This window comes from Nonomuraea composti, from assembly GCF_012034275.1.
In the GTDB taxonomy this organism is placed as follows: domain Bacteria; phylum Actinomycetota; class Actinomycetes; order Streptosporangiales; family Streptosporangiaceae; genus Nonomuraea; species Nonomuraea composti.
The window spans coordinates 1-19,017 of sequence record NZ_JAATEP010000082.1 but is presented as its reverse complement, the minus strand read 5'-3'; the positions used below and the strand labels follow the sequence as shown (position 1 = coordinate 19,017).

21 protein-coding genes are annotated in these 19,017 nt (G+C 71.4%); 14 read left to right on the top strand and 7 right to left on the bottom strand.

Translation table 11 applies throughout. The features are described 5' to 3' along the window. Positions 1 to 43: 43 nt before the first annotated feature. On the top strand, positions 44 to 703 hold the full coding sequence (locus HCN51_RS53450) for a DUF4178 domain-containing protein (protein WP_230465797.1): 660 nt from the start codon (positions 44 to 46) through the stop codon (positions 701 to 703). A 6-nt stretch (positions 704 to 709) separates the two neighbouring features. Here HCN51_RS53450 and HCN51_RS53445 read toward each other — a convergent pair whose 3' ends face one another. Then, positions 710 to 1,564, bottom strand: a complete 855-nt coding sequence (locus tag HCN51_RS53445) for a hypothetical protein (protein WP_240974186.1) — start codon at positions 1,562 to 1,564, stop codon at positions 710 to 712. Between HCN51_RS53445 and HCN51_RS53440 the strand changes: the two genes are divergently transcribed. The 6 genes from HCN51_RS53440 to HCN51_RS53415 all read left to right on the top strand — a co-directional run bounded on the left by HCN51_RS53440 (position 1,563) and on the right by HCN51_RS53415 (position 6,445). Further along, positions 1,563 to 2,396 carry a 2,3,4,5-tetrahydropyridine-2,6-dicarboxylate N-succinyltransferase gene (locus HCN51_RS53440; protein WP_168021490.1) on the top strand — a complete coding sequence of 278 codons (834 nt, stop codon included), beginning with the start codon at positions 1,563 to 1,565 and terminating at the stop codon, positions 2,394 to 2,396. The genes HCN51_RS53445 and HCN51_RS53440 overlap by 2 nt on opposite strands. Continuing rightward, on the top strand, positions 2,396 to 3,451 hold the full coding sequence (dapE, locus tag HCN51_RS53435; protein WP_168021489.1) for a succinyl-diaminopimelate desuccinylase: 1,056 nt from the start codon (positions 2,396 to 2,398) through the stop codon (positions 3,449 to 3,451). The genes HCN51_RS53440 and dapE overlap by 1 nt, the downstream gene beginning before the upstream one ends. Before the next feature lie 239 nt (positions 3,452 to 3,690). Then, positions 3,691 to 4,488: an LOG family protein gene (locus HCN51_RS53430; protein ID WP_168021488.1), complete on the top strand. Its 798-nt coding sequence runs from the start codon at positions 3,691 to 3,693 to the stop codon at positions 4,486 to 4,488. Positions 4,489 to 4,499: 11 nt separating this feature from the next. Continuing rightward, complete coding sequence (locus HCN51_RS53425; RefSeq protein WP_080045246.1) at positions 4,500 to 5,084, top strand: LOG family protein; 585 nt, start codon at positions 4,500 to 4,502, stop codon at positions 5,082 to 5,084. Positions 5,085 to 5,177: 93 nt separating this feature from the next. Beyond that, complete coding sequence (locus HCN51_RS53420; protein ID WP_168021487.1) at positions 5,178 to 5,897, top strand: hypothetical protein; 720 nt, start codon at positions 5,178 to 5,180, stop codon at positions 5,895 to 5,897. A 29-nt stretch (positions 5,898 to 5,926) separates the two neighbouring features. Further along, positions 5,927 to 6,445 carry a DNA-3-methyladenine glycosylase I gene (locus HCN51_RS53415; RefSeq protein ID WP_206068984.1) on the top strand — a complete coding sequence of 173 codons (519 nt, stop codon included), beginning with the start codon at positions 5,927 to 5,929 and terminating at the stop codon, positions 6,443 to 6,445. Here the strand turns inward: HCN51_RS53415 and HCN51_RS53410 are convergent. Then, complete coding sequence (locus HCN51_RS53410; protein ID WP_206068979.1) at positions 6,405 to 8,663, bottom strand: polysaccharide lyase 8 family protein; 2,259 nt, start codon at positions 8,661 to 8,663, stop codon at positions 6,405 to 6,407. The two genes, HCN51_RS53415 and HCN51_RS53410, sit on opposite strands and share 41 nt — an antisense overlap. A 78-nt stretch (positions 8,664 to 8,741) precedes the next feature. Continuing rightward, on the bottom strand, positions 8,742 to 9,536 hold the full coding sequence (locus HCN51_RS53405) for a PaaX family transcriptional regulator (protein WP_230465799.1): 795 nt from the start codon (positions 9,534 to 9,536) through the stop codon (positions 8,742 to 8,744). 159 nt (positions 9,537 to 9,695) lie between these two features. Here HCN51_RS53405 and HCN51_RS53400 point away from each other — a divergent pair, with 159 nt between their 5' ends. Together HCN51_RS53400 and HCN51_RS53395 are read left to right on the top strand one after the other, a co-directional pair. Beyond that, positions 9,696 to 9,863, top strand: coding sequence for a DUF3117 domain-containing protein (locus HCN51_RS53400; protein ID WP_020545024.1), 168 nt, complete (start codon positions 9,696 to 9,698; stop codon positions 9,861 to 9,863). A gap of 101 nt (positions 9,864 to 9,964) precedes the next feature. After that, positions 9,965 to 11,368 carry a leucyl aminopeptidase gene (locus tag HCN51_RS53395; protein ID WP_168021484.1) on the top strand — a complete coding sequence of 468 codons (1,404 nt, stop codon included), beginning with the start codon at positions 9,965 to 9,967 and terminating at the stop codon, positions 11,366 to 11,368. Here the strand turns inward: HCN51_RS53395 and HCN51_RS53390 are convergent. Further along, the gene (locus HCN51_RS53390) at positions 11,358 to 11,996 is read right to left on the bottom strand and encodes an O-methyltransferase (protein WP_080045251.1); all 639 of its coding nucleotides are present in this window, start codon (positions 11,994 to 11,996) and stop codon (positions 11,358 to 11,360) included. The two genes, HCN51_RS53395 and HCN51_RS53390, sit on opposite strands and share 11 nt — an antisense overlap. 173 nt (positions 11,997 to 12,169) lie before the next feature. Between HCN51_RS53390 and sigE the strand changes: the two genes are divergently transcribed. The 4 genes from sigE (at position 12,170) to HCN51_RS53370 (ending at position 16,252) form a co-directional block, all read left to right on the top strand. Further along, entirely contained in the window at positions 12,170 to 12,802 is a 633-nt protein-coding gene (gene sigE / locus HCN51_RS53385; RefSeq protein ID WP_168021483.1) for an RNA polymerase sigma factor SigE, read from the top strand. A 1-nt stretch (position 12,803) separates the two neighbouring features. Further along, positions 12,804 to 13,331, top strand: coding sequence for an anti-sigma factor family protein (locus tag HCN51_RS53380; RefSeq protein WP_168021482.1), 528 nt, complete (start codon positions 12,804 to 12,806; stop codon positions 13,329 to 13,331). 165 nt (positions 13,332 to 13,496) lie between these two features. Next, positions 13,497 to 15,365: a trypsin-like peptidase domain-containing protein gene (locus HCN51_RS60840; protein WP_168021481.1), complete on the top strand. Its 1,869-nt coding sequence runs from the start codon at positions 13,497 to 13,499 to the stop codon at positions 15,363 to 15,365. A gap of 521 nt (positions 15,366 to 15,886) precedes the next feature. Then, entirely contained in the window at positions 15,887 to 16,252 is a 366-nt protein-coding gene (locus tag HCN51_RS53370; RefSeq protein ID WP_168021480.1) for a sec-independent translocase, read from the top strand. 103 nt (positions 16,253 to 16,355) lie between these two features. On the opposite strand, the gene HCN51_RS53365 is transcribed toward HCN51_RS53370, so the two are convergent. Continuing rightward, the gene (locus tag HCN51_RS53365; RefSeq protein ID WP_168021479.1) at positions 16,356 to 17,492 is read right to left on the bottom strand and encodes an Mrp/NBP35 family ATP-binding protein; all 1,137 of its coding nucleotides are present in this window, start codon (positions 17,490 to 17,492) and stop codon (positions 16,356 to 16,358) included. Positions 17,493 to 17,651: 159 nt separating this feature from the next. Here HCN51_RS53365 and HCN51_RS53360 point away from each other — a divergent pair, with 159 nt between their 5' ends. After that, positions 17,652 to 18,134: a MarR family winged helix-turn-helix transcriptional regulator gene (locus HCN51_RS53360; protein WP_080045256.1), complete on the top strand. Its 483-nt coding sequence runs from the start codon at positions 17,652 to 17,654 to the stop codon at positions 18,132 to 18,134. Here the strand turns inward: HCN51_RS53360 and HCN51_RS53355 are convergent. Both HCN51_RS53355 and HCN51_RS53350 read right to left on the bottom strand, forming a co-directional pair. Next, the gene (locus tag HCN51_RS53355) at positions 18,103 to 18,585 is read right to left on the bottom strand and encodes a DUF1003 domain-containing protein (protein WP_168021478.1); all 483 of its coding nucleotides are present in this window, start codon (positions 18,583 to 18,585) and stop codon (positions 18,103 to 18,105) included. The genes HCN51_RS53360 and HCN51_RS53355 overlap by 32 nt on opposite strands. Beyond that, positions 18,575 to 19,017, bottom strand: a 443-nt coding sequence (locus tag HCN51_RS53350; protein WP_168021477.1) for a CBS domain-containing protein, incomplete at its 5' end; no start/stop codon positions are given. The genes HCN51_RS53350 and HCN51_RS53355, both read right to left, overlap by 11 nt.

Genomic DNA, 19,017 nt, shown 5'->3' with positions numbered 1-19,017 from the left:
AGGGCTGACGCCGAGGCAGACCGCGAGTGGAGCGAGCTGATCGATGAGCATGACCTCCATGGTCGTACTCGGGCTGAGCATCGCCACCGTCCTGCTGCTGCTCGGGGCCTTCTGGGCCACGTTGCGGCAAGACAGGAAGGGCCGCCGTACGAGCGCGCCGCCTGCCGAGGTCGCTGCGATCGAGACCCCGCTGGCGGCGCCGGTGAGCGCCCCTGGCCATGTCGGCACCGACTACACCGACCCTCGCACGATCCGGATCGGCGACCGGATCGAAGTGCTCGGAGCTCCGCAGCGCGTGCTCGGCGCCATGCACATCTCCTGGCAGGGGCAGCAGTGGACGGAGTTCCTGCTGCGTGACGGCTCCCGGCGGCTCCAGTGGCTCTCGGTCGAGGTGCGCGCGGGCGACCCGCCGCACCTGGAGGTGCAGCTCTGGAACGACGTCCCCACGCAGGGCATGGTGCCGGCCAAGAGCATGCTCATCATGGAGGGCGTGGAGTTCTTCCCGATGGACCGGGGCACGGCCGCCTTCCGCAGCGAGGGCGACACGGGCAACCCCGACAGGGGGCTGCTCGACTTCGCCGACTACCGGGCCTCCGACGGGCGGCTGCTGTCGTTCGAGCGCATCCAGGGCGGCTCGTGGACGGCGAGCTACGCCCAGCCGCTGCCGCCGGGCTCCATCTCGATCATCCGCCGCGCCTCCTGACTTCGGCTACGCCAGCTCCACCTTGCGGGCGCCGGCCGCGCCGCCCTGCCGCCAGCCGGCGGCCTCGAAGTCGTTGACCCAGGTGGCGCCGTTGTAGCCGACCTTGGTGAGCGCGTACTTCTCGGCGTGCGCCACCGACCAGGCGGCCACCAGCCACCCGCGCTTCTTCGTGGTGATCGCCGTGCTGCCCAGCGCCCGGGCGAGCTGCTTGCGTGCCTCGGCGGTCTTCGGCAGCGGGACGGGCGACTTGCCCGGCGGGTACCAGCAGTGCACGGCCTTCGGCACCCGCCCGGTGAAGGCGGCGGCGAGGATCTTCGCGTCCGTCTCGTGCGGCGCGTACGCGTAACCGCCGGCCGAGCGCTGCACGGCCTGCGCCGCCTCCGCCAGCGGGATCTTCCGGTAGTTCCTGACCTTGACCAGCGCGGCGAAGAACTTGTTCGTGGCGTAGACCGGGTCCATCAGCTGCTTCTTGGTGCCCCAGCCCTGCGATGAGCGCTGCTGGAACACGCCGACCGAGTCGCGGTCGCCGAACTCGAGGTTCTGGATCTTCGACTCCTGCATGGCGGTGGCGTAGGCGATCACCACGGCCCGCTCGGGCAGCCCGCGGCGCGCCGCGACGGCCGCGATGGTGGCGGCGATCTGCGCCTGCTCGGGCAGCAGCGTGCGGACGCCGTCGGGGGTGGTCACCGAGCAGAACGCCTCGGGCGGCTGGGCCAGGGGCGCGCGCTTCAGCAGGTGGTACAGGCCCACGGACACGCCCACGGCGAGCACGACGACGATGATCGCGATGGTGATGACTCCACGGGAGAAGCGCAGGCGCACCCTGAAGAACCTACCCGGCCGGATAAGCTCCGAGGCCATGAGTCAAGTGAGCACCTCGTCACCGATCCCCTCCGTGGTGGACGAGTTGTGGGAGCGCCGCGCGGAGCTGACCCCGGCCGACGCCGAGGCGCGGCACCTGGTGGTCGCCGCGGTCGACCTGCTCGACAAGGGCGAGGCCAGGGTCGCCACGATCGTGGACGACGAGGTCGTCGTGGACGAGCGGGCCAAGCGCGCCATCCTGCTCAGCTTCACGGTGCTGGGCCTGGCACGTTCCCAGGTGGGCGACTTCCAGCACCACGACAGGCATCCGCTGAAGAGCTCGTTCGACGGCGTGCGGGTGGTGCCGGGGGCGATCGCGCGGTGGGGGTCGTACATAGCTCCCGGAGTGGTGCTCATGCCGTCGTTCACGAACATCGGCGCGTACGTGGACGAGGGGACGATGGTGGACACCTGGGCCACGGTCGGCTCGTGCGCCCAGATCGGGAAGAACGTCCACCTGTCCGGGGGCGTGGGCATCGGCGGCGTGCTGGAGCCGCCCACCGCCGTGCCCGTCGTGATCGAGGACGACGTGCTCGTCGGCAGCCGGTCGATGGTCGTCGACGGCGCCAGGATCGGGCGGGGGGCGGTGGTCGGCGCGGGCACGATCCTGTCCGCGTCCATGCCGGTGATCGACACCGAGACGGGCGAGGAGCTCGGCCGCGGCCGGATCCCCCCGTGGTGCGTGGCCGTGACGGGCACGCGGATGAAGGAGTTCCCCGGAGGCACGTTCGGCCTGCCGTGCGTGCTGGTGATCAAGCGGCTGGAGCCGGGGCGGCGGCACGACAAGGCGGCGATCAACGAGACGCTGCGCGCACATGGAGTGAACACCTGATGCTCGACCTGACCCAGGACGTACGCGACCTGACCGCCGCCATCGTGGACATCGAGTCGGTGAGCGGCGCCGAGAAGGCGCTGGCCGACGAGGTCGAGCGGGCCCTGTCGGCGCTGCCGCACCTCTCGGTGACCCGCTCGGGCGAGACGGTCGTGGCCCGCACCGAGCAGGGGCGCCCCGAGCGGGTGCTGATCGCCGGCCACCTCGACACCGTCCCCACCGCCGGCAACCTGCCGAGCAGGGTCGAGGGCGACCTGCTGTACGGATGCGGCACCTCCGACATGAAGGCCGGCGTCGCGGTCGCGCTCAAGCTGGCCGCGACCGTGCCCGCGCCCAACAGGGACGTCACCTACGTCTTCTACGACTGCGAGGAGGTCGAGGCCGAGCGCAACGGCCTGACCAGGGTCGCCAGAGACCACGCCGGGTGGCTGGCGGCCGACTTCGCGGTCCTGATGGAGCCCACCGACGGCGTGATCGAGGGCGGCTGCCAGGGCACGCTGCGTGCCGAGGTCACCGTGACCGGCAAGCGGGCCCACAGCGCGCGCTCCTGGTTCGGGGTCAACGCCATCCACGGCATCGAGCCGGTGCTGGCCAGGCTGAACGCGTACGAGCCGCGCCGGCCGGTGGTCGACGGGCTGGAGTACCACGAGGGCCTCAACGCGGTCGGCGTGCGGGGCGGGGTCGCCGGCAACGTCATCCCCGACCTGTGCGCGGTCACGGTCAACTACCGCTTCGCGCCCGACCTGTCGATCGAGGACGCCCAGGAGCACGTGCGCGAGGTGTTCGACGGGTTCGCGGTGAGCTTCGTGGACGCCGCCCCCGCCGCCAGGCCGGGGCTCACGCATCCGGTGGCGGCCGCCTTCACCGCGGCCGTCGGCGGCACCCCGCGCGCCAAGCTGGGCTGGACGGACGTCGCCCGCTTCTCCGCGCTGGGCGTCCCCGCCGTCAACTACGGGCCCGGGGATCCGAATCTGGCGCACCAGCAGGGCGAGTACGTGTCGCTGCCGAAGATCGTCGAGAGCGAGCGGGCGCTGGTGCACTGGCTGACAAAATGAAAGTGGCCCTCCTCGCCGGCCATTTGGCGGGGAAGACCACTTTCAGTCCCGAGCAGCACCCTCATGCGGTTAGACGCGAGGGAGTCGAAATTCGGTTCCACGTATTTTTCAAGATTTTTTAGGACCTCGTTTCGCCCGTGCTACCTGCGGTTTCGTCCGGAGGGGGCAGTCTGGGCAGCCGGACGGGCAGGGAGACGGGCGGAAACCGGCCGTACGAGAGAAGGGCTAGCGTGATCGACATGGAACAGAACCGCCGGGAACGCCGTCAGGGCCAGGCCGTCGTCCGGGGCAGTCTCGTCCCCACCTCCACCCACGACCAGCGGCTGCTGGCCCGGCAGGGGTCTTCCGACTGGGTGCACATGGACCCGTGGCGGGTGCTGCGCATCCAGGCGGAGTTCGTCGAGGGCTTCGGCCAGCTCGCCGAGCTGCCGCAGGCCGTCACCGTCTTCGGCTCCGCCCGCACCAAGCCCGACTCGCCCGAGTACAAGATGGGCAGGGAGCTGGGCCGCGCGCTGGCCGAGGCGGGCTACGCCGTGATCACCGGCGGCGGCCCCGGCGTCATGGAGGCGGCGAACCGGGGCGCCCGCGACGTCGACGGCGCCGTGTCCGTCGGGCTCGGCATCGAGCTGCCCTTCGAGCAGCGCATGAACGACTACGTCGACCTCGGCATCGAGTTCCGCTACTTCTTCGTGCGCAAGACGATGTTCGTCAAGTACTCCTGCGGCTTCATCGCCCTGCCCGGCGGCTTCGGCACGCTCGACGAGCTGTTCGAGGCGCTGACGCTGGTGCAGACCCACAAGGTCACCTCGTTCCCCGTGGTGCTGATGGGCTCGGAGTTCTGGGGCGGGCTGCTCGACTGGATCAAGGGCTCGCTGCTGAGCACCGGCAAGATCGCGCCCCAAGACCTCGACCTGATCAGCGTCACCGACGACGTGGACGAGGCCGTCCGCATCATCGTCGACGCCGACCTGGCCCGCTCCAAGCAGCGCGAGGAGGAGATCGAGGCCGCCGCCGCCCAGACCGCCGAGCCCCAATAGGGTTTGCCGACGTGAACATCTGCGTCTTCTGTGCCTCCAGCCTGACCATCGACAAGAAGTACATCGAGCTGGCCGCGACCGTGGGCACCGAGCTCGCCAAGCGCGGCCACACGCTGGTGAGCGGCGGCGGCTCGATCTCCTGCATGGGCGCGGTCACCGCCGCGGCCCGCGCCGCCGGCGGCCGCACGGTCGGCGTGATCCCGCAGGTCCTGGTGGACATGGAAGTGGCCGACGAGGAGTCGGACGAGCTGATCGTCACCGAGGACATGCGCGAGCGCAAGGGCGTCATGGACGCCCGCTCCGACGCGTTCCTCGTGCTGCCGGGCGGCATCGGCACGCTGGAGGAGCTGTTCGAGATCTGGACGGCGCGCGTCCTCGGCATCCACGAGCGCCCCCTGGTGCTGCTCGACCCGTGGGGCCTGTACGACCCGCTGAAGCGGCTCGTCGAAGGCATGTACGACGAGGGCTTCACCCGTCCCGACGTCTTCGACGCGATCTCCTGGACCTCGACCGTCGACGAGGCGTTCGCCGCGCTCGAATCGCGCACGCAGCCGGTGCGGCCGAGCGTCGCCGAGCTCGGCGAGGCCACCGGCTGACCTGGGCGGGGGCCGCGCGCAGGCGGTAAGCGCGAAATGCACGACTTGCGGTGGACCGCAGAATGCGGTCCATCGTGTGAGTACGATGCCAATGTGCTGGTCATACTCGCCATCGCCGCCATCGCCATCCTGGCCTGCGTGGTCCTGGTCTCCCTGGGCAGGGGCGGTGAGCTGACCGAGTTCCCGCCCGACGTGCCGCCGCTCGACCTGCCCGACGCCGGTCATCTCACGGCGGTCGACTTCATGGCGCTGCAACTGCCGGTCAACCTGGTCGGCTACCACACGCAGAGCGTCGACGAGACCCTGCGCCGCGCCGCCGGGGCGATCAGCGCCCGCGACACCCGCATCGCGGTGCTGGAGCAGCGCGTCTCCGAGCTGCTGTCCAGCCGGCTGCACGCGCGCCAGGAGATCTACGCCGCGCCCGGCGCGGGGCCGCGCACCGAGCACCAGCCGGAGCCGCCCGCCGTGCCGCGCGAGCTGCCCGACTCGGGCGACCCGGTGTCGGTGAGCGGCACGTCCGTCGACTGGGAGGGCGGCGGCGCCGAGCTGACGCACCTGCCGGAGGAGCCGGAGTGGCGCCTCCCGCACACCGGCGCCGAGCCGGCGCCGAACGGCAAGGCCCCGGACGAGCCCGAGGCCGAGCCCAAGGATCAGGACGAGCCCAAGGACGAGCTCGAAGACCAGCCCGAAGAGCAGCCCGAAGACCAGCCCGAAGACCAGGGCCAGTCCAAGGCGGAGGAGCCCGACGGAGGCTCCGCGACCGATGACGAGCGGCCCGCCGTGACCGCCAAGGAGGGTGACGAGCGCCCGTGACCGAGCCGATCCGCTGCACCTGGGCGGGCATGGCCGACCCCATGTACCTGGCCTACCACGACGAGGAGTGGGGCCGCCCGGTCAAGGGCGACGACGCCGTCTTCGAGCGCGTGTCGCTGGAGGCGTTCCAGTCGGGCCTGTCGTGGCTGACGATCCTGCGCAAGCGGGAGAACTTCCGCGCCGCCTTCGACCGCTTCTCGATCCCGAAGGTGGCCGCGTACACGGAGGCGGATGTCGAGCGGCTGCTCGCCGACGCCGGCATCATCCGCAACCGCGCCAAGATCGAGGCCGTGATCGGCAACGCCAGGGCCGCCCTCGACCTGCCCGGCGGCCTGTCGGAGCTGGTGTGGCGGCACGCCGAGCCGGGCGCGCCGGTGCCGCGCACGATGGCCGACGTGCCCGCCGTGACGCCCGGCTCGAAGGCGCTGGCCAAGGAGCTGAAGCGGCACGGCTTCAGGTTCGTCGGCCCGACCACGGCCTACGCGCTGATGCAGGCGATCGGCCTGGTCAACGATCACCTCGAGGGCTGCGTGGCCCGTAGTCGCTGAGCTCCACGCTGTGCGAGCGCCCCAGCGACCCGCCGACCTTCACCGCGATGACGGGTTTCTTGCCGGTGCGCACCGTGACGGTGTCGTCGGCGCGGATGACCCCGCCCTGTGAGCGGCTCAGCGTGAGCGTGATGACGTCAGCGGTCCTGGTCGGGTCGGCCACGGCCAGCACGAGCCGCCCGCTCGACCGGCGCGCCATGACCACGCACGGCTGGTCCACCTCCACGATCCAGGCGCTGCCCGCGGCCCAGAACGTGGCGCCGAACATCGAGCGCGTCTGCACGGCCTGCAGCTCCGGCGTGTTGGACAGCACCCGCACCGGGCGGGCGCCGCGGAAGGTGCGGGTGCGGCCGCGCGTGGCGCCCGGCAGCAGCGCGTACGCGTAGCGGGCGGCCACGGGGTCGACGCCGTGGTCGAACCAGAACGTCACGTAGCGCCGCGTGACGGGCTCGAAGGCGCCCGCGGTGTCGTCGCCGGTGTTGATGTCGCGCCAGCGGCCCGTGCGCGTCTCCACGAGCATCCTGGCGCCCTCGAACACGTATCCGCCGACCCCGGCCAGGTGCACCCAGCCGTCGCCGATGTACGGCTCGTCCTCGATGGCGCGGTTCTCGATCACGGTCTCGACCGTGCGGCCGTCGGTGGCGGTGATGCCGCTGCCGAGCGCGAGCACGGCCGATTCGAGGAAGAACCACGACTTGCGGGCGCGCAGGCTCACGCCGTCGCCGACCAGCTCCATGGCGCTGACGCCGTGCCGGCCGCTGAGCACCACGCCGCCCGCCCAGGGGGTCGGCGGGCGGTGGACGCGGAAGTCGAGGTCGTCCCGAGGGCGGGGGTCCACCGTGACGCCGGGCAGCCGGTACGGGTCCACCGTCGGCCAGAAGTCGTGCCCGTAGTGGGCGAGGTCGCCGGTGTAGAGGTAGGTCATGCCGTCGCCGGTGTACCAGCCGTGCCGGTTCTCGCCGTTGATGGCCTCGTACGCGGCGGTCCGCCGCGACGACATGCTGATCGCCACCGACCAGCCGGACCGCCGGTGCACGACCCGGTCCATCTCGGGGAACACGAAGTGCCCCTCCGTGGCGGGCGCGGCCTCGACGCTCTTGTCGTCGAGCACGGCGATCGCCCGCCGGGTCTCCGCCACGCTCGCGTGCTCCAGGTAACGCAGGGACTCGCCGCGCTGGATCCACCCCTTGGCCAGGCCCCTGAACCTCCCGCGGTACGGCTCGGGCGCGCTGCCCGCCAGCAGCAGCACCGCCCCGATCGCCCCGTGCCCGGCCACGCTGTCGGGGAAGGTCTGCCTGCTGGTGGCGCGGCCCCTGACGGTGTCCATGAGCAGGCCGTCGTGGATGAACGGGGCGAAGGAACGCTCCACGGCGTCGAGCACCACCCGCCGCCCGGGGTCGGAGATCGCCCACGGCGAGCCGTGCAGCAGCGCCATGGTCTCGGCGACCGCGATGAGCAGCGACAGGCCGTACGAGCCCGTGTAGGCCACCACGTCGTGCTGGATGAACGAGCCGTCGCGGCGGAAGCCGTCGCCCGATTCGGCGTAGCCGAACACGCTGTGCCGCCCGCCGTCGCGCACGTCGGACAGCCCGTCGCGGGCGAGGGCCAGCTTGTCCGCGTCGCGGCCCGCCACGCCGCGGAAGGCGACGATCGCGGCCTTGTCGGCCCGGTTGGCGCCGCTCTCGCTGGCCTCCGGCCAGCCGGCGCGCCGGTCGGCGTCGGGGCAGAACCGGTCGATCGCCCCCAGGTAGGAGCGCAGCCTGCCCGCGTCGAGCCGGTCGCCGAGCAGCACGCACGCGCGGCTCAGCTCGGCGGGCGTGCCGATCTCCCAGAACCACCAGTTGCCGGTCTCGGGCAGCCGCTCGTTGTAGTGCCCTTCGTACAGCAGGTCGAGCGCCTCGATCACCTTCGACGCCACGGCGTCGTCGCCGTGCTGGGCGGTGCCGGGCGTGGCCCACGCGGTCACGATGGCCCGCAGCCGCCCGTAGCTGCCGGTCACGTTACCCGGACGGCCTTCGAGCGGGAGGTCGGGCCAGATCAGGCCGGGCACCATCTCGGCCAGCCAGGTGGCGGCCCGTTCGCTGAGCGCGGCCAGCGGCCGCTTGTAGGACGGGTCGGCGACGTCGAGGTCCCCGCCGGTGAGGAGGGTCACGGCGGTGGAGCGGAGGGCCTCGAAGTCGTGCGGGGCCGGCGAGCCCGAGGCGTCGGAAGAGCGCATGCCGCTAGCTTGACCCATGGAAGCGTGGTTGATCAGTTACTCAGCGTTGAATGTCGGCATCTCTTTTCGGCGGAGCGCTCACAGCTCCTTGTCCACGAACGCGGCCGCGGCGGGCAGCAGCCTGGCCGCCTCCTGCTCGAAGAACGCCCTGGCCTTCTCGCCCGGCCAGCCCGCGGGCAGCAGCTCGGGCGGCAGCCCCGGGTCCCGGAACAGGAAGTTGCGCCAGCCGTGCACCAGCCGGCTGCGCGTGGCGAACACCTGGTCGTCGGGCGCGCCCTCCGGCAGGCTGCTGACCAGCGTGACCGCTTCGGCGTGCCACTGCTCGTACGCCTCCCCGATGGCGGACAGGTCCCAAGCCCGCGCGACCAGCTCGCGCGGATCGCCCTCCAGTGCCGCGTCGAACCGGTCGGCCCGCACCCCCTCACCTTCGAGCAGGTTGTCCAGCTCGATCGACGAGCGCGGGCCGATCCAGGTGGTCTCCGACAGCGACGCGTACCCGAGGAACGTCAGATCGGCCCTCAGCCGCTCCCGGCGCGGACGCTCCTTCGCCGGCTCGAAGACGATCACGTGCCAGCGGCCGTGCCAGGTGAGTGTCCCGGCTCGGTAAATTCTGAGCGCGGCCTCATCAAGCCGCCTGACGCACTTGGGAGTCAGCCCGTAGCCCGCCCCCTGGGGCAGCCGCAGCGGCCGCAACCACCCCTGGCGCACCATGCGCGAAACCGCCGTGCGCACGGCGGGAGCCGCGATTTCCAGGGGTTTCATCAGCCGGACGAGCGCGGCGACGGACGCCTGGCCACCGCGCGAGCGCAGATGGTCTCCGTAGAGGTCGAACAGAGCGGCGCGAGCGTGCACGAAGTCCAGTTTGGACGTCATCGCACGCCTCGACAACGCATTCTGGGAGGAGATCGTTACCCATGAGGGCTCTCGATGCGGGAGAATAGGACATCACAGAAGACGTGAATGCGCCGACCACCCCCTCGGGAGGTCGGAAATCGCGGGCCGCGGGAGCCCAAGGCAGGAAGGGATGCACGCATGGCGGCGATGAAGCCGCGGACCGGCGATGGTCCGCTCGAGGTCACCAAGGAAGGGCGCGGCATTGTCATGCGGGTCCCCCTGGAGGGTGGCGGCCGGCTCGTCGTGGAGATCTCCGCCGACGAGGCAAAGGCGCTCGGCGAGGCGTTGAAGAACGTCGTGGGCTGAGAGCTCCCGAAAGACAACTCGTGTTCCACGACCCTGGCGTATGACCGGCGCCAGGGTCGCTGACGTTTCAGCGGTCGCCGACGTTCCGAGGAGAGGTTCCCGTGCCGATTGAGACCACTGCGACGGTGGTCGCCGACGTTCCCGCCGACGCCGAGCTGCTGGCCGTGCCCTTCGACGCCGATCTCAGCCCGCGGGTCGAGCTGCCCCTGCCGGCGCCCGGCCTGCTGGCGCACTACGAGGCCAAGGGCGAGGCGGGCGAGATCGTCGAGGTTCCGGTGGCACGTGACGGCGCGGTGGGGCGGATCCTGCTGTACGGCGTGGGCGACGGCTCGCCCAAGGCGCTGCGCACCGCCGCCGCGGCGCTCACCAGGAAGGTCAAGGGCCGCGACACCCTCACCGTGATGGTGCCGGGCGGCGACGTCACCCCGTTCGTGGAGGCGGCGCTGCTGGCGGCGTACACGTTCAGGATCGGCGGCGCGGGCAGGAAGCCCGTGCGGGCGCTGGCGTTCGCGGGGGCGGACGAGGAGCAGGTGCGGCGGGCCGAGACGGTCGCGCGGGCGGTCGCGCTCGCCCGCGACCTGGCCAACACGCCCGCCTCCGTCAAGAACCCCGCCTGGCTGGCCGAGCGGGCCGCCGAGAGCGGCGTGCCGACCAAGGTGTGGGACGAAGAGGAGCTGCGGGCCGACGGGTTCGGCGGCATCCTCGCCGTGGGCAGGGGCTCGGCCAGCCCGCCCCGCCTCATCCAGCTCTCCTACACGCCCGAAGGGCCGGCCGAGCGGCATGTCGTGCTGGTCGGCAAGGGCATCACGTTCGACTCCGGCGGCCTGTCGCTCAAGCCGACCGCCAACATGAAGCTGCAGAAGACCGACATGGCAGGCGGGGCCGTCGTCATCGCCGTGCTCGGCGCGCTGGCCGCGCTCAAGGCGCCCGTACGCGTCACCGGCCTGGTCGCGGCGGCCGAGAACATGCCGTCCGGCACCGCGCAGCGGCCCAGCGACGTGATCACCCACTACGGCGGGCGCACCGTCGAGGTGCTCAACACCGACGCCGAGGGCCGCCTGGTGCTGGCCGACGCGCTCGCCTACGCCGACGCCCGGCTCGACCCCGACGCGGTCGTGGACATCGCCACGCTCACCGGCGCGATCACGGTGGCGCTCGGGCCCCATGTCGGTGCCGTCTACTCCTCCGACGACGTGCTGGCCAAGCAGCTCGTGGAGGCCGGGCAATCCGCCGACGACCGGCTGTGGCGGATGCCGCTGGTCGAGGACTACACGCCCGCGCTGGAGTCGCCGATCGCCGACCTCGCCAACGTCGAGGCCGGGTCCACGTTCGGGGCGGGCTCGATCACCGCGGCGCTGTTCCTGCGCGAGTTCGCCGGCGACCGGCCGTGGGCGCACCTCGACATCGCCGGGGTCGGCCGCAGCACCGTGGACGACGGCGTGCTCACCAAGGGCGCCACGGGCTTCGGCGTCCGCGTGCTGCTGGAGTGGCTGACTAAGAGCTGATCTTGACGGCGGCCAGCAGGCCGTCGCCCAGCGGCATCAGCACCGAGCGCAGCCGCTCGTCCGACTGCACCAGCTTGCCCACCTCGCGCAGCGCCACCGTCTCCGAGTCGCGTTGCGCGGGGTCGGCCACGCGGTTGTGCCACAACATGTTGTCGAAGGCCACGATGCCGCCCACGCGCAGCAGGCGCACCGCCTCGGCCAGGTAGTCGGCGTACTCGTAGGTGGCGCCGTCGGCGAACACCATGTCGTAGCCGCCGTCGGACAGCCGGGGCAGCACGTCGAGCGCGCGGCCCGAGATCAGGCGCACCCGGCTGCCGGAGAAGCCGGCCTCCGTGAACGCCTGCCTGGCCAGCCGCTGATGCTCGGGCTCGACGTCGACGCTCGTCAGCGTGCCGTCCGTGCGCATGCCGCGCAGCAGCCACAGCCCCGAGACGCCGCACCCCGTGCCGACCTCGACGACGGACTTGGCGTTGACGGCGGTCGCGAGGAAGCACAGCGCCGCCCCTGCGCCGGGAAGGATGGGCGTCGCACCCATCTCCAGCCCGCGCTGCCGCGCCGCGTGCAGGATCTCATCCTCGTGATGGAACTGCTCCGCATAGGCCAGAGTGGCCTCCACCGGAGTGGTCATCGGCCTCCTCCCCCCACTTTCGTGCGATTGGTCCGCGAGATTGGCACCGATCGCAGCCTAGGGGAGACACGCCAGGACGGGAACTCAGGAGGGACCTAAGGCGTTGCAGGTTTAAACGGGCTTTGCCGGTCCGGAAGGCAGGCAGTGCGCACGAAGGGACGAAACCAGGCACTATGGCGGTAGCGGTGGTCCCAGAGAGAGGAGTTCTGGTGGACGAAAGCGACCACCAGACTGATACTCCCGTGTCGTCTGATTGGACTCCCCCCACGTGGGAGGAGGTCGTGCGGACGCACTCCGCACGTGTGTATCGGCTGGCGTACCGGCTGACCGGCAATGTCCACGATGCCGAAGACCTCACGCAGGAGGTCTTCGTCCGGGTTTTCAGGTCGCTGTCGAGCTACACCCCCGGCACGTTCGAGGGGTGGCTGCACCGGATCACGACGAACCTGTTCCTCGACATGGCGCGGCGCAAGCAGCGCATCAGGTTCGAGGGTCTCGCGGACGACGCGGCCGAGCGGCTGCGCGGCCGTGAGCCGTCCCCGGCGCAGGCGTTCGACGACGCCCACTTGGAGCCCGACATCCAGGCCGCCCTCGACGCGCTCGCCCCCGAGTTCCGGGCCGCGATCGTGCTGTGTGACATCGAGGGCCTGTCTTACGAGGAGATCGCGACCACGCTCGGCGTCAAGCTGGGTACGGTCCGAAGCCGTATTCACCGTGGCCGGGCGCAGTTGCGGGAGGCGCTCGACCATCGGGCCCCCCGTAATACTCAACTCCCCCCGACCGTGATCCGTGGGGAGGAAGTCTGATATGTCCCATCTTGGAGAGCGTGTTTCCGCGCTGGTAGACGGAGAGCTCAGCCACACCGAGCGCGAGCGCGCGCTCGCGCACCTGACTTTCTGCGCTGACTGCAGGCGAGAGGTCGAGTCGGTACGCGCGCTGAAGACGCGCCTGCGCTCGCTCGACGGCCCCGCCATGCCGACCGACCTGACGATGTCCCTGCTCCGGATGGCGGAGCCGGGCGGGCCGCTGCCCCCGAGGGAGCGCCCTTTCCCCACCCGTACGTTCGGGGGAGTGCCCATCCCTGGGCCGCACACCATCGCGCCCCTCGACAACCGCCCGCGCCGGGACGCCACCGGTGGGGCCTCGGGCCCTGGCCGCGGTGGTAGGCGGCGCTCGGCCTACGTGGCGGTCGGGGTCGTCTCGGCCGCCGTGGCGATCGGCACCTTCTTCGCCACCACCGGCATCGGCCAGAACAACCCGGCGCCGCCGGTTGAACTGTTCCAGCAGCAGGCCCGTACTACGCCTACGAACGGCTCTTCGACCGCCACGCCTTGACCGGGTCATGCCGGGGAGCAAACGGTTGGCGTAGTCGGCGGCGCGCGGGGCATACGATCTGGGTTCGGGAATTGTCACAAGCAAGTCCTGACAAAAGCTTTATAGCCCTCGTATGCCGCAAGAGCGAGGATTGCGGTGGCCGAGCCAAGGAGTGGTGAGACTTAGATGACCGACGAGACGCGGTCCACCGAAGGACGCACACCGTCGGACTCCCCCGAGCCACAGGGGCGGCCGGACTTCCTACCCGCTGACGACAGGCCCGAACACGACGGCAGGCGGCCCGAGCCGCCCGCCTCGTTCGGCACCACGTGGGGCGACCCGTCCGGGCGCCCCGAGGGTCAGGGCTCGCCGCCGCAGGAGTCACGCCCGTACGAGCCGTCGTACGGGCCTTCTTACGGCACCCCCGGCCCCGCGCAGACCGGCCCCCAGGCAGGCCCTCAGTCCGGCCCGCAGCCCGGCCCGTCGTCGCCGGGCGTACCGTCGTTCGGCCCGCAACCCCACACGGGCACCCGCCCTTCTTTCGGCCCGCCTGCGCCTTCGTACGACAACAACGGCAGCGGCCCTTCCTTCGGCCCGCCGACGCCTTCCTACGACAACAACGGTGGCAGCGGCTCTTCGTTCGGGCCGCCGGACGGCACTCCGACGCGCTCGTACGACAACAACAACGGCGGCAGCGGCCCGTCGTTCGGCCCGCCGGACGGGACGACCCGCGCATACGACAGCCCGTTCTTCGGCTCGCCCGACAGCGGGGCCCGCTCCTACGAGGGCCCGCCGTTCGGCGGTTCACCCACGTACGGGAGCGGCAGTGGGGGCGGCCCCGCTCAGCCGCCACCCCCTCGCCAAGCACTTGGGATGGGCCCCGGCTGGGCGCCACCCCCTCCCGGCGGCACGGGCGCCGTCAAGCGCGGGCCCGGCACCGGCCTGCTCATCTCGATGGCCGTGGTCATCGCCCTGGTGGCCTCGGTGCTCGGCAGCGTGGGCACGTACCTGCTGACCAAGCCCAGCAGCGGCAACGACCCGTCCTACAGCCTCGGCCCGCTCCCCACCGGAGCCACCAGCCGCGAGCCCGACTCGGTGGCGGGCGTGGCCGCGCGGGTGCTGCCCAGCGTGGTCTCGCTGGAGGTCGGCAACGGCAGCAACACCGAGGGCGCCACCGGCTCCGGCTTCCTCATCAAGAACGGCTACGTGGTCACCAACAACCACGTGGTCTCGCTGGCGGCCAACGGCGGCGAGATCCGGATCATGTTCAACAACCGCAAGACCACCACGGCCCGCATCGTCGGCCGCGACCCGGGCTCGGACCTGGCGGTGGTGAAGCCGGAGGAGACGTTCGGCACGCCGGAGATCACCCTCGGCAACTCCGACCAGGTCGTCGTCGGCGACCCCGTCATCGCCATCGGCTCCCCGCTCGGCCTGACCGGCACCGTGACGACCGGCATCGTCAGCTCGCTCAACCGCCCCGTCATCGCCGGCGACGAGACAGGCACCAGCTCCGAGGAGCCCGCCTACATCAGCGCCATCCAGACCGACGCCGCCATCAACCCGGGCAACTCCGGCGGCCCCCTCGTCAACGGCAGGGGCGAGGTCGTGGGCGTCAACTCCGCCATCGCCACCCTGGGCCGCTCGGTGAGCAGCCAGAGCGGCAGCATCGGCCTCGGCTTCGCCATCCCCGTCAACCAGACGCGACGGGTCGCCGAAGAGCTCATCACCACCGGCAAGGCCAAACGCCCCAAGATCGGCATCGTCCTCGACAAGGACTACCGGGGCCAGGGCGTCCGCATCGCCTCCGAACCGGCCGGCGGCCAGCAGCCCGTCACCAAGGGCGGCCCCGCCGACCAGGCCGGCCTCCAGGCCGGCGACGTGATCCTGGAAATCGACGGGCTGGCCCTCCAGGACGGGAACGAGCTGATCGCCCTGATCCGCAGCAAGACGCCCGGCTCCAAGATCAACATCAAGTACCAGCGCGCCGGCCAGGAACGCACCGCCACCCTCACGGTGGTCGCCGAAGACGAACCCACCCCCACCCCCTCCTGACCTCTACCTGGCCTTACGCCTTTCCGCGCCGCAGCGGGGCCCTTGTGCCCGGCTGCGGCGCGGCTCGCCTCCCGGGTGGTTGCGCCACCGCGCTACCCGCCTCACCTCAAGCCCACCGCGCCTGCACCCGGCCCCGTGCCCCTCGCGCCCCCGCGCTTGCGCCCCGCGTCGTGGGTCCCGGCTGAGCGCCGTTCGCGTTGCGCCGCGCTCCGCCGTCCGGCGCCTTGCCGACCCGGCGCTCGGCGGCGGAGCCTCGTGTGTCGCATCGCGCCCAGGCCCGCGCGCCCCCGCGCGCCCCCGCGCCCCGGCCTTCTCGCTCCGGCCCCTCGCCGCGGCTCCCACGCCCAGGCCCCGCGGGCGCGTGTCTCGGGTGTTTGGCTGTACTCCCGCCAAAGGGTGGTCGGGGGAGGTGTGGGGGTGATATGACCCGGGGGAGACGACCGACCTACCCGATGGAGCCCTTAGTCTGTGGATAGGCCGGGGTTGTCCTCGGAGAGGTTTGACTGCGGTAGGAGCTCACGGTGTTCGGACTCGGGTGGATGGAGATCGGAGCGCTGATCGTGATCGCGCTGCTCGTCTTCGGTCCGGAAAGACTGCCGCAGGCCGCCGCGCAGGCGGGCAAGACGTTGCGGAACCTGCGCCGGATGGCCAACAACGCGCGGGACGACCTGAGGGCGGGCCTGGGTCCGGAGTTCCAGAACTTCGATCCGGCCGACCTGAATCCGCGGAACTTCGTTCGCAAGCATCTTCTCGACGATCTCGAGGACGACTGGAACACCAACAAGCCGCGCGAGCTGGAGCCGGTCGCGGCGGCCCCGTACGCGCCTGAGCCGGTCGATGAGCTCGGGTTCGGGGAGTTGCCGCCCTACGACTCCGAGGCGACCTGACGGCGCCTCAAGCGGCGTCCTCGCCTCAAGCGGCGTCCTGCATGCCCCGGAAGCCGACGAGCCCCCTCCCGGGAAGGGAGGGGGCTCGTGGTGTGAAGAGGGGTCAGCGGCGTGGGGCGAGGCCGAGCTGGAGGCCCTTCAGGCTGGAGGAGCGCTTGCTCAGGCCGGAGGCGATCTTCCTGAGCTCGGCGGCGGCCGGCGAGTCGGGGTCGGTGAGGACCAGCGGCTTGCCTTCGTCGCCGCCCTCGCGCAGCCGCATGTCGATCGGCACCTGGCCGAGCAGCGGGACGCGGGCGCCGAGGGTGCGGGTGAGCGCGTCGGCGACGGTCTGGCCGCCGCCCTCGCCGAAGACGGCGATGCGTTCGTCGCAGTGGGGGCAGGGGAGCCAGGCCATGTTCTCGATGACGCCGGCGATCTGCTGGTGGGTCTGGGCGGCGATGGAGCCGGCGCGTTCGGCGACCTCGGCGGCGGCCATCTGCGGGGTGGTGACGACGAGGATCTCCGCGCCGGGCAGCCGCTGGGCGACGGAGATGGCGATGTCGCCGGTGCCGGGGGGCAGGTCGAGGAGGAGGACGTCGAGGTCGCCCCAGTAGACGTCGGCGAGGAACTGGTGCAGGGCCCGGTCGAGCATGGGGCCGCGCCAGACGACCGGCGTGTTGCCCGGCGGCTTGAACATGCCCACCGAGATGACCTTGATGTCGTGGGCCACCGGCGGCATGATCATGTCCTCGACCTTGGTGGGGCGCTCGGCGGCGCCCAGCATGCGAGGGATGCTGTGGCCGTAGATGTCGGCGTCGACGATGCCCACCTTGAGGCCGCTGGAGGCCATGGCGGCGGCGAGGTTGACCGTGACGGAGGACTTGCCGACCCCGCCCTTGCCGCTGGCCACCGCGAAGACGCGGGTGAGCGACCCCGGCTGGTTGAACGGGATCTCCTTCTCCGGCCCGCGGTCGCCGCGCAGCTTGGTCTGCAGCGTCTTGCGCTGCTCGGCGCTCATGACGTCGAGCTCGATCTGGACGCCGGTCACACCTTCGACCTTGGAGACCGCGGTGGTGACGTCGCGGCTGATGGTGTCCTTCATGGGACAACCGGCCACGGTGAGGTAGACGCCTACGCGCACCGCCCCGTCGGGAGCGATCTCGATGTTCTTGACCATGTCGAGATCCGTGATCGGGCGACGGATCTCGGGGTCGATGACGGTGGCGAGTGCCGCCGTCACGAGTTCCTGGGTTGGTGCCATCGAAGTCTCGGCACGAGGGAGTGCCGTCCCTCCTTTGTCGGTATATGTGTGACAGGCGCTGGACGCCAGCGAGGATGCCCCTCCATGGTATGAACCGAAGCCCGCGCTGGGTTAATCCGCACTGTTAGATGTCTGTGCAACAACGTCTAAGGTTACTCCGTGAGTCTTCTGCGCGACGAGAGCCTGACCGCCGAGGAGCTGGCGGTCTGGCGCATGTTGCAGCGTGCGCAGGTGCGCATCACGCGCCACCTGGAGAGCGAGCTGCTCGTCGCGCACGATCTGCCGCTGGCCTCGTACGAGGTGCTCGTGCAGCTCGCGGAGTCGCCGCGGCGGCGGCTGCGCATGAACGACCTGGCCGACCGGGTGCTGCTCTCGCGCAGCGGCCTGACCAGGCTCATCGACCGGTTGCAGCGTGACGGGCTGGTGGCGCGCGAGGCGTGCGCCGATGACGCGCGCGGCCTGTTCGCGGTGCTGACCGAGGCGGGTGCGGCCCGGCTGGCGGAGGCGACGCCGACGTACCTGCGCGGCATCAGGCGGCAGTTCCTCGACATGCTGGACGCGGGGGAGATCGCGCGGGTGCGCGTGATGCTCGCGAAGCTCGGGGATGAAGTCAGCGGCCCGGCTCCGGCCCGGTCCCCTTGAGCTCCTCCAGCAGCCGGCCCAGCTCCGCGCGCAGGTAGTCGCGGGTGGCGACGTCGTTCAGTGCCAGGCGCAGGCCGGCGATCTCGCGCGTCAGGTACTCGATCTCCGCCTGGTTGCGCTCGGCGGCCTCGCGGTCCTGCTCGTACTGGATGCGGTCGCGGTCGTCCTGCCGGTTCTGGGCGAGCAGGATGAGCGGCGCGGCGTAGCTGGCCTGCAGCGACAGCATCAGCGTGAGGAAGATGAACGGGTACGGGTCGAACTTCCAGCCGGCCGGCGCGGCCACGTTCCAGATCACCCAGACCGCGACGAACACGGTCATGTAGACGATGAACCGGGCGGTGCCGAGGAAGCGGGCGATCCGCTCCGACAGGCGGCCGAACGCCTCGGGGTCGTAGTGGGGGCGCAGCGTGCGGCGCAGCTCCCTGGGTTGGTCGAGGCGGTCAGTCGTCATGCTCGTCGGCCCTCTCGCGCCAGTCCTCGGGAAGCATGTGGTCGAGCACGTCGTCGACCGTCACGGCGCCGACGAGGTGGCCCAGCTCGTCCACGACGGGGGCGGCGACGAGGTTGTAGTTGGCCAGGTAGTAGGTGACCTGCCGGAGCGTGAAGTGCGGCCTGATCGGGTCGATGGAGGGGTCGAGCACGGCGCCGAGCAGCGTGGACGGCGGCTCGCGCAGCAGCCGCTGGAAGTGCGTGACCCCGAGGTAGGCCCCGGTGGGCGTCTCGGTGGGCGGCCGGGTGACGTAGACCTGGGCGGCCACGGCGGGCGTCAGGTCCTGCTGCCTGATGTGGGCGAGCGCCTCGGCGACGGTGGAGGTGGGCGGCAGGATGACGGGCTCGCTGGTCATCACGCCGCCGGCGCTGGTCTCGGGGTAGGTCAGCAGCC

Excerpts from the sequence above, each read along its gene's own strand:
- HCN51_RS53450 (WP_230465797.1), top strand. The coding sequence starts at position 44 with ATGAGCATGACCTCCATGGTCGTACTCGGGCTGAGCATCGCCACCGTC.
- HCN51_RS53440 (WP_168021490.1), top strand. The coding sequence starts at position 1,563 with ATGAGTCAAGTGAGCACCTCGTCACCGATCCCCTCCGTGGTGGACGAG.
- HCN51_RS53445 (WP_240974186.1), bottom strand. The coding sequence starts at position 1,564 with ATGGCCTCGGAGCTTATCCGGCCGGGTAGGTTCTTCAGGGTGCGCCTG.
- dapE (WP_168021489.1), top strand. The coding sequence starts at position 2,396 with ATGCTCGACCTGACCCAGGACGTACGCGACCTGACCGCCGCCATCGTG.
- HCN51_RS53430 (WP_168021488.1), top strand. The coding sequence starts at position 3,691 with ATGGAACAGAACCGCCGGGAACGCCGTCAGGGCCAGGCCGTCGTCCGG.
- HCN51_RS53415 (WP_206068984.1), top strand. The coding sequence starts at position 5,927 with ATGGCCGACCCCATGTACCTGGCCTACCACGACGAGGAGTGGGGCCGC.
- HCN51_RS53410 (WP_206068979.1), bottom strand. The coding sequence starts at position 8,663 with ATGCGCTCTTCCGACGCCTCGGGCTCGCCGGCCCCGCACGACTTCGAG.
- HCN51_RS53405 (WP_230465799.1), bottom strand. The coding sequence starts at position 9,536 with ATGACGTCCAAACTGGACTTCGTGCACGCTCGCGCCGCTCTGTTCGAC.
- HCN51_RS53400 (WP_020545024.1), top strand. The coding sequence starts at position 9,696 with ATGGCGGCGATGAAGCCGCGGACCGGCGATGGTCCGCTCGAGGTCACC.
- HCN51_RS53390 (WP_080045251.1), bottom strand. The coding sequence starts at position 11,996 with ATGACCACTCCGGTGGAGGCCACTCTGGCCTATGCGGAGCAGTTCCAT.
- sigE (WP_168021483.1), top strand. The coding sequence starts at position 12,170 with ATGGCGGTAGCGGTGGTCCCAGAGAGAGGAGTTCTGGTGGACGAAAGC.
- HCN51_RS53380 (WP_168021482.1), top strand. The coding sequence starts at position 12,804 with ATGTCCCATCTTGGAGAGCGTGTTTCCGCGCTGGTAGACGGAGAGCTC.
- HCN51_RS60840 (WP_168021481.1), top strand. The coding sequence starts at position 13,497 with ATGACCGACGAGACGCGGTCCACCGAAGGACGCACACCGTCGGACTCC.
- HCN51_RS53365 (WP_168021479.1), bottom strand. The coding sequence starts at position 17,492 with ATGGCACCAACCCAGGAACTCGTGACGGCGGCACTCGCCACCGTCATC.
- HCN51_RS53355 (WP_168021478.1), bottom strand. The coding sequence starts at position 18,585 with ATGACGACTGACCGCCTCGACCAACCCAGGGAGCTGCGCCGCACGCTG.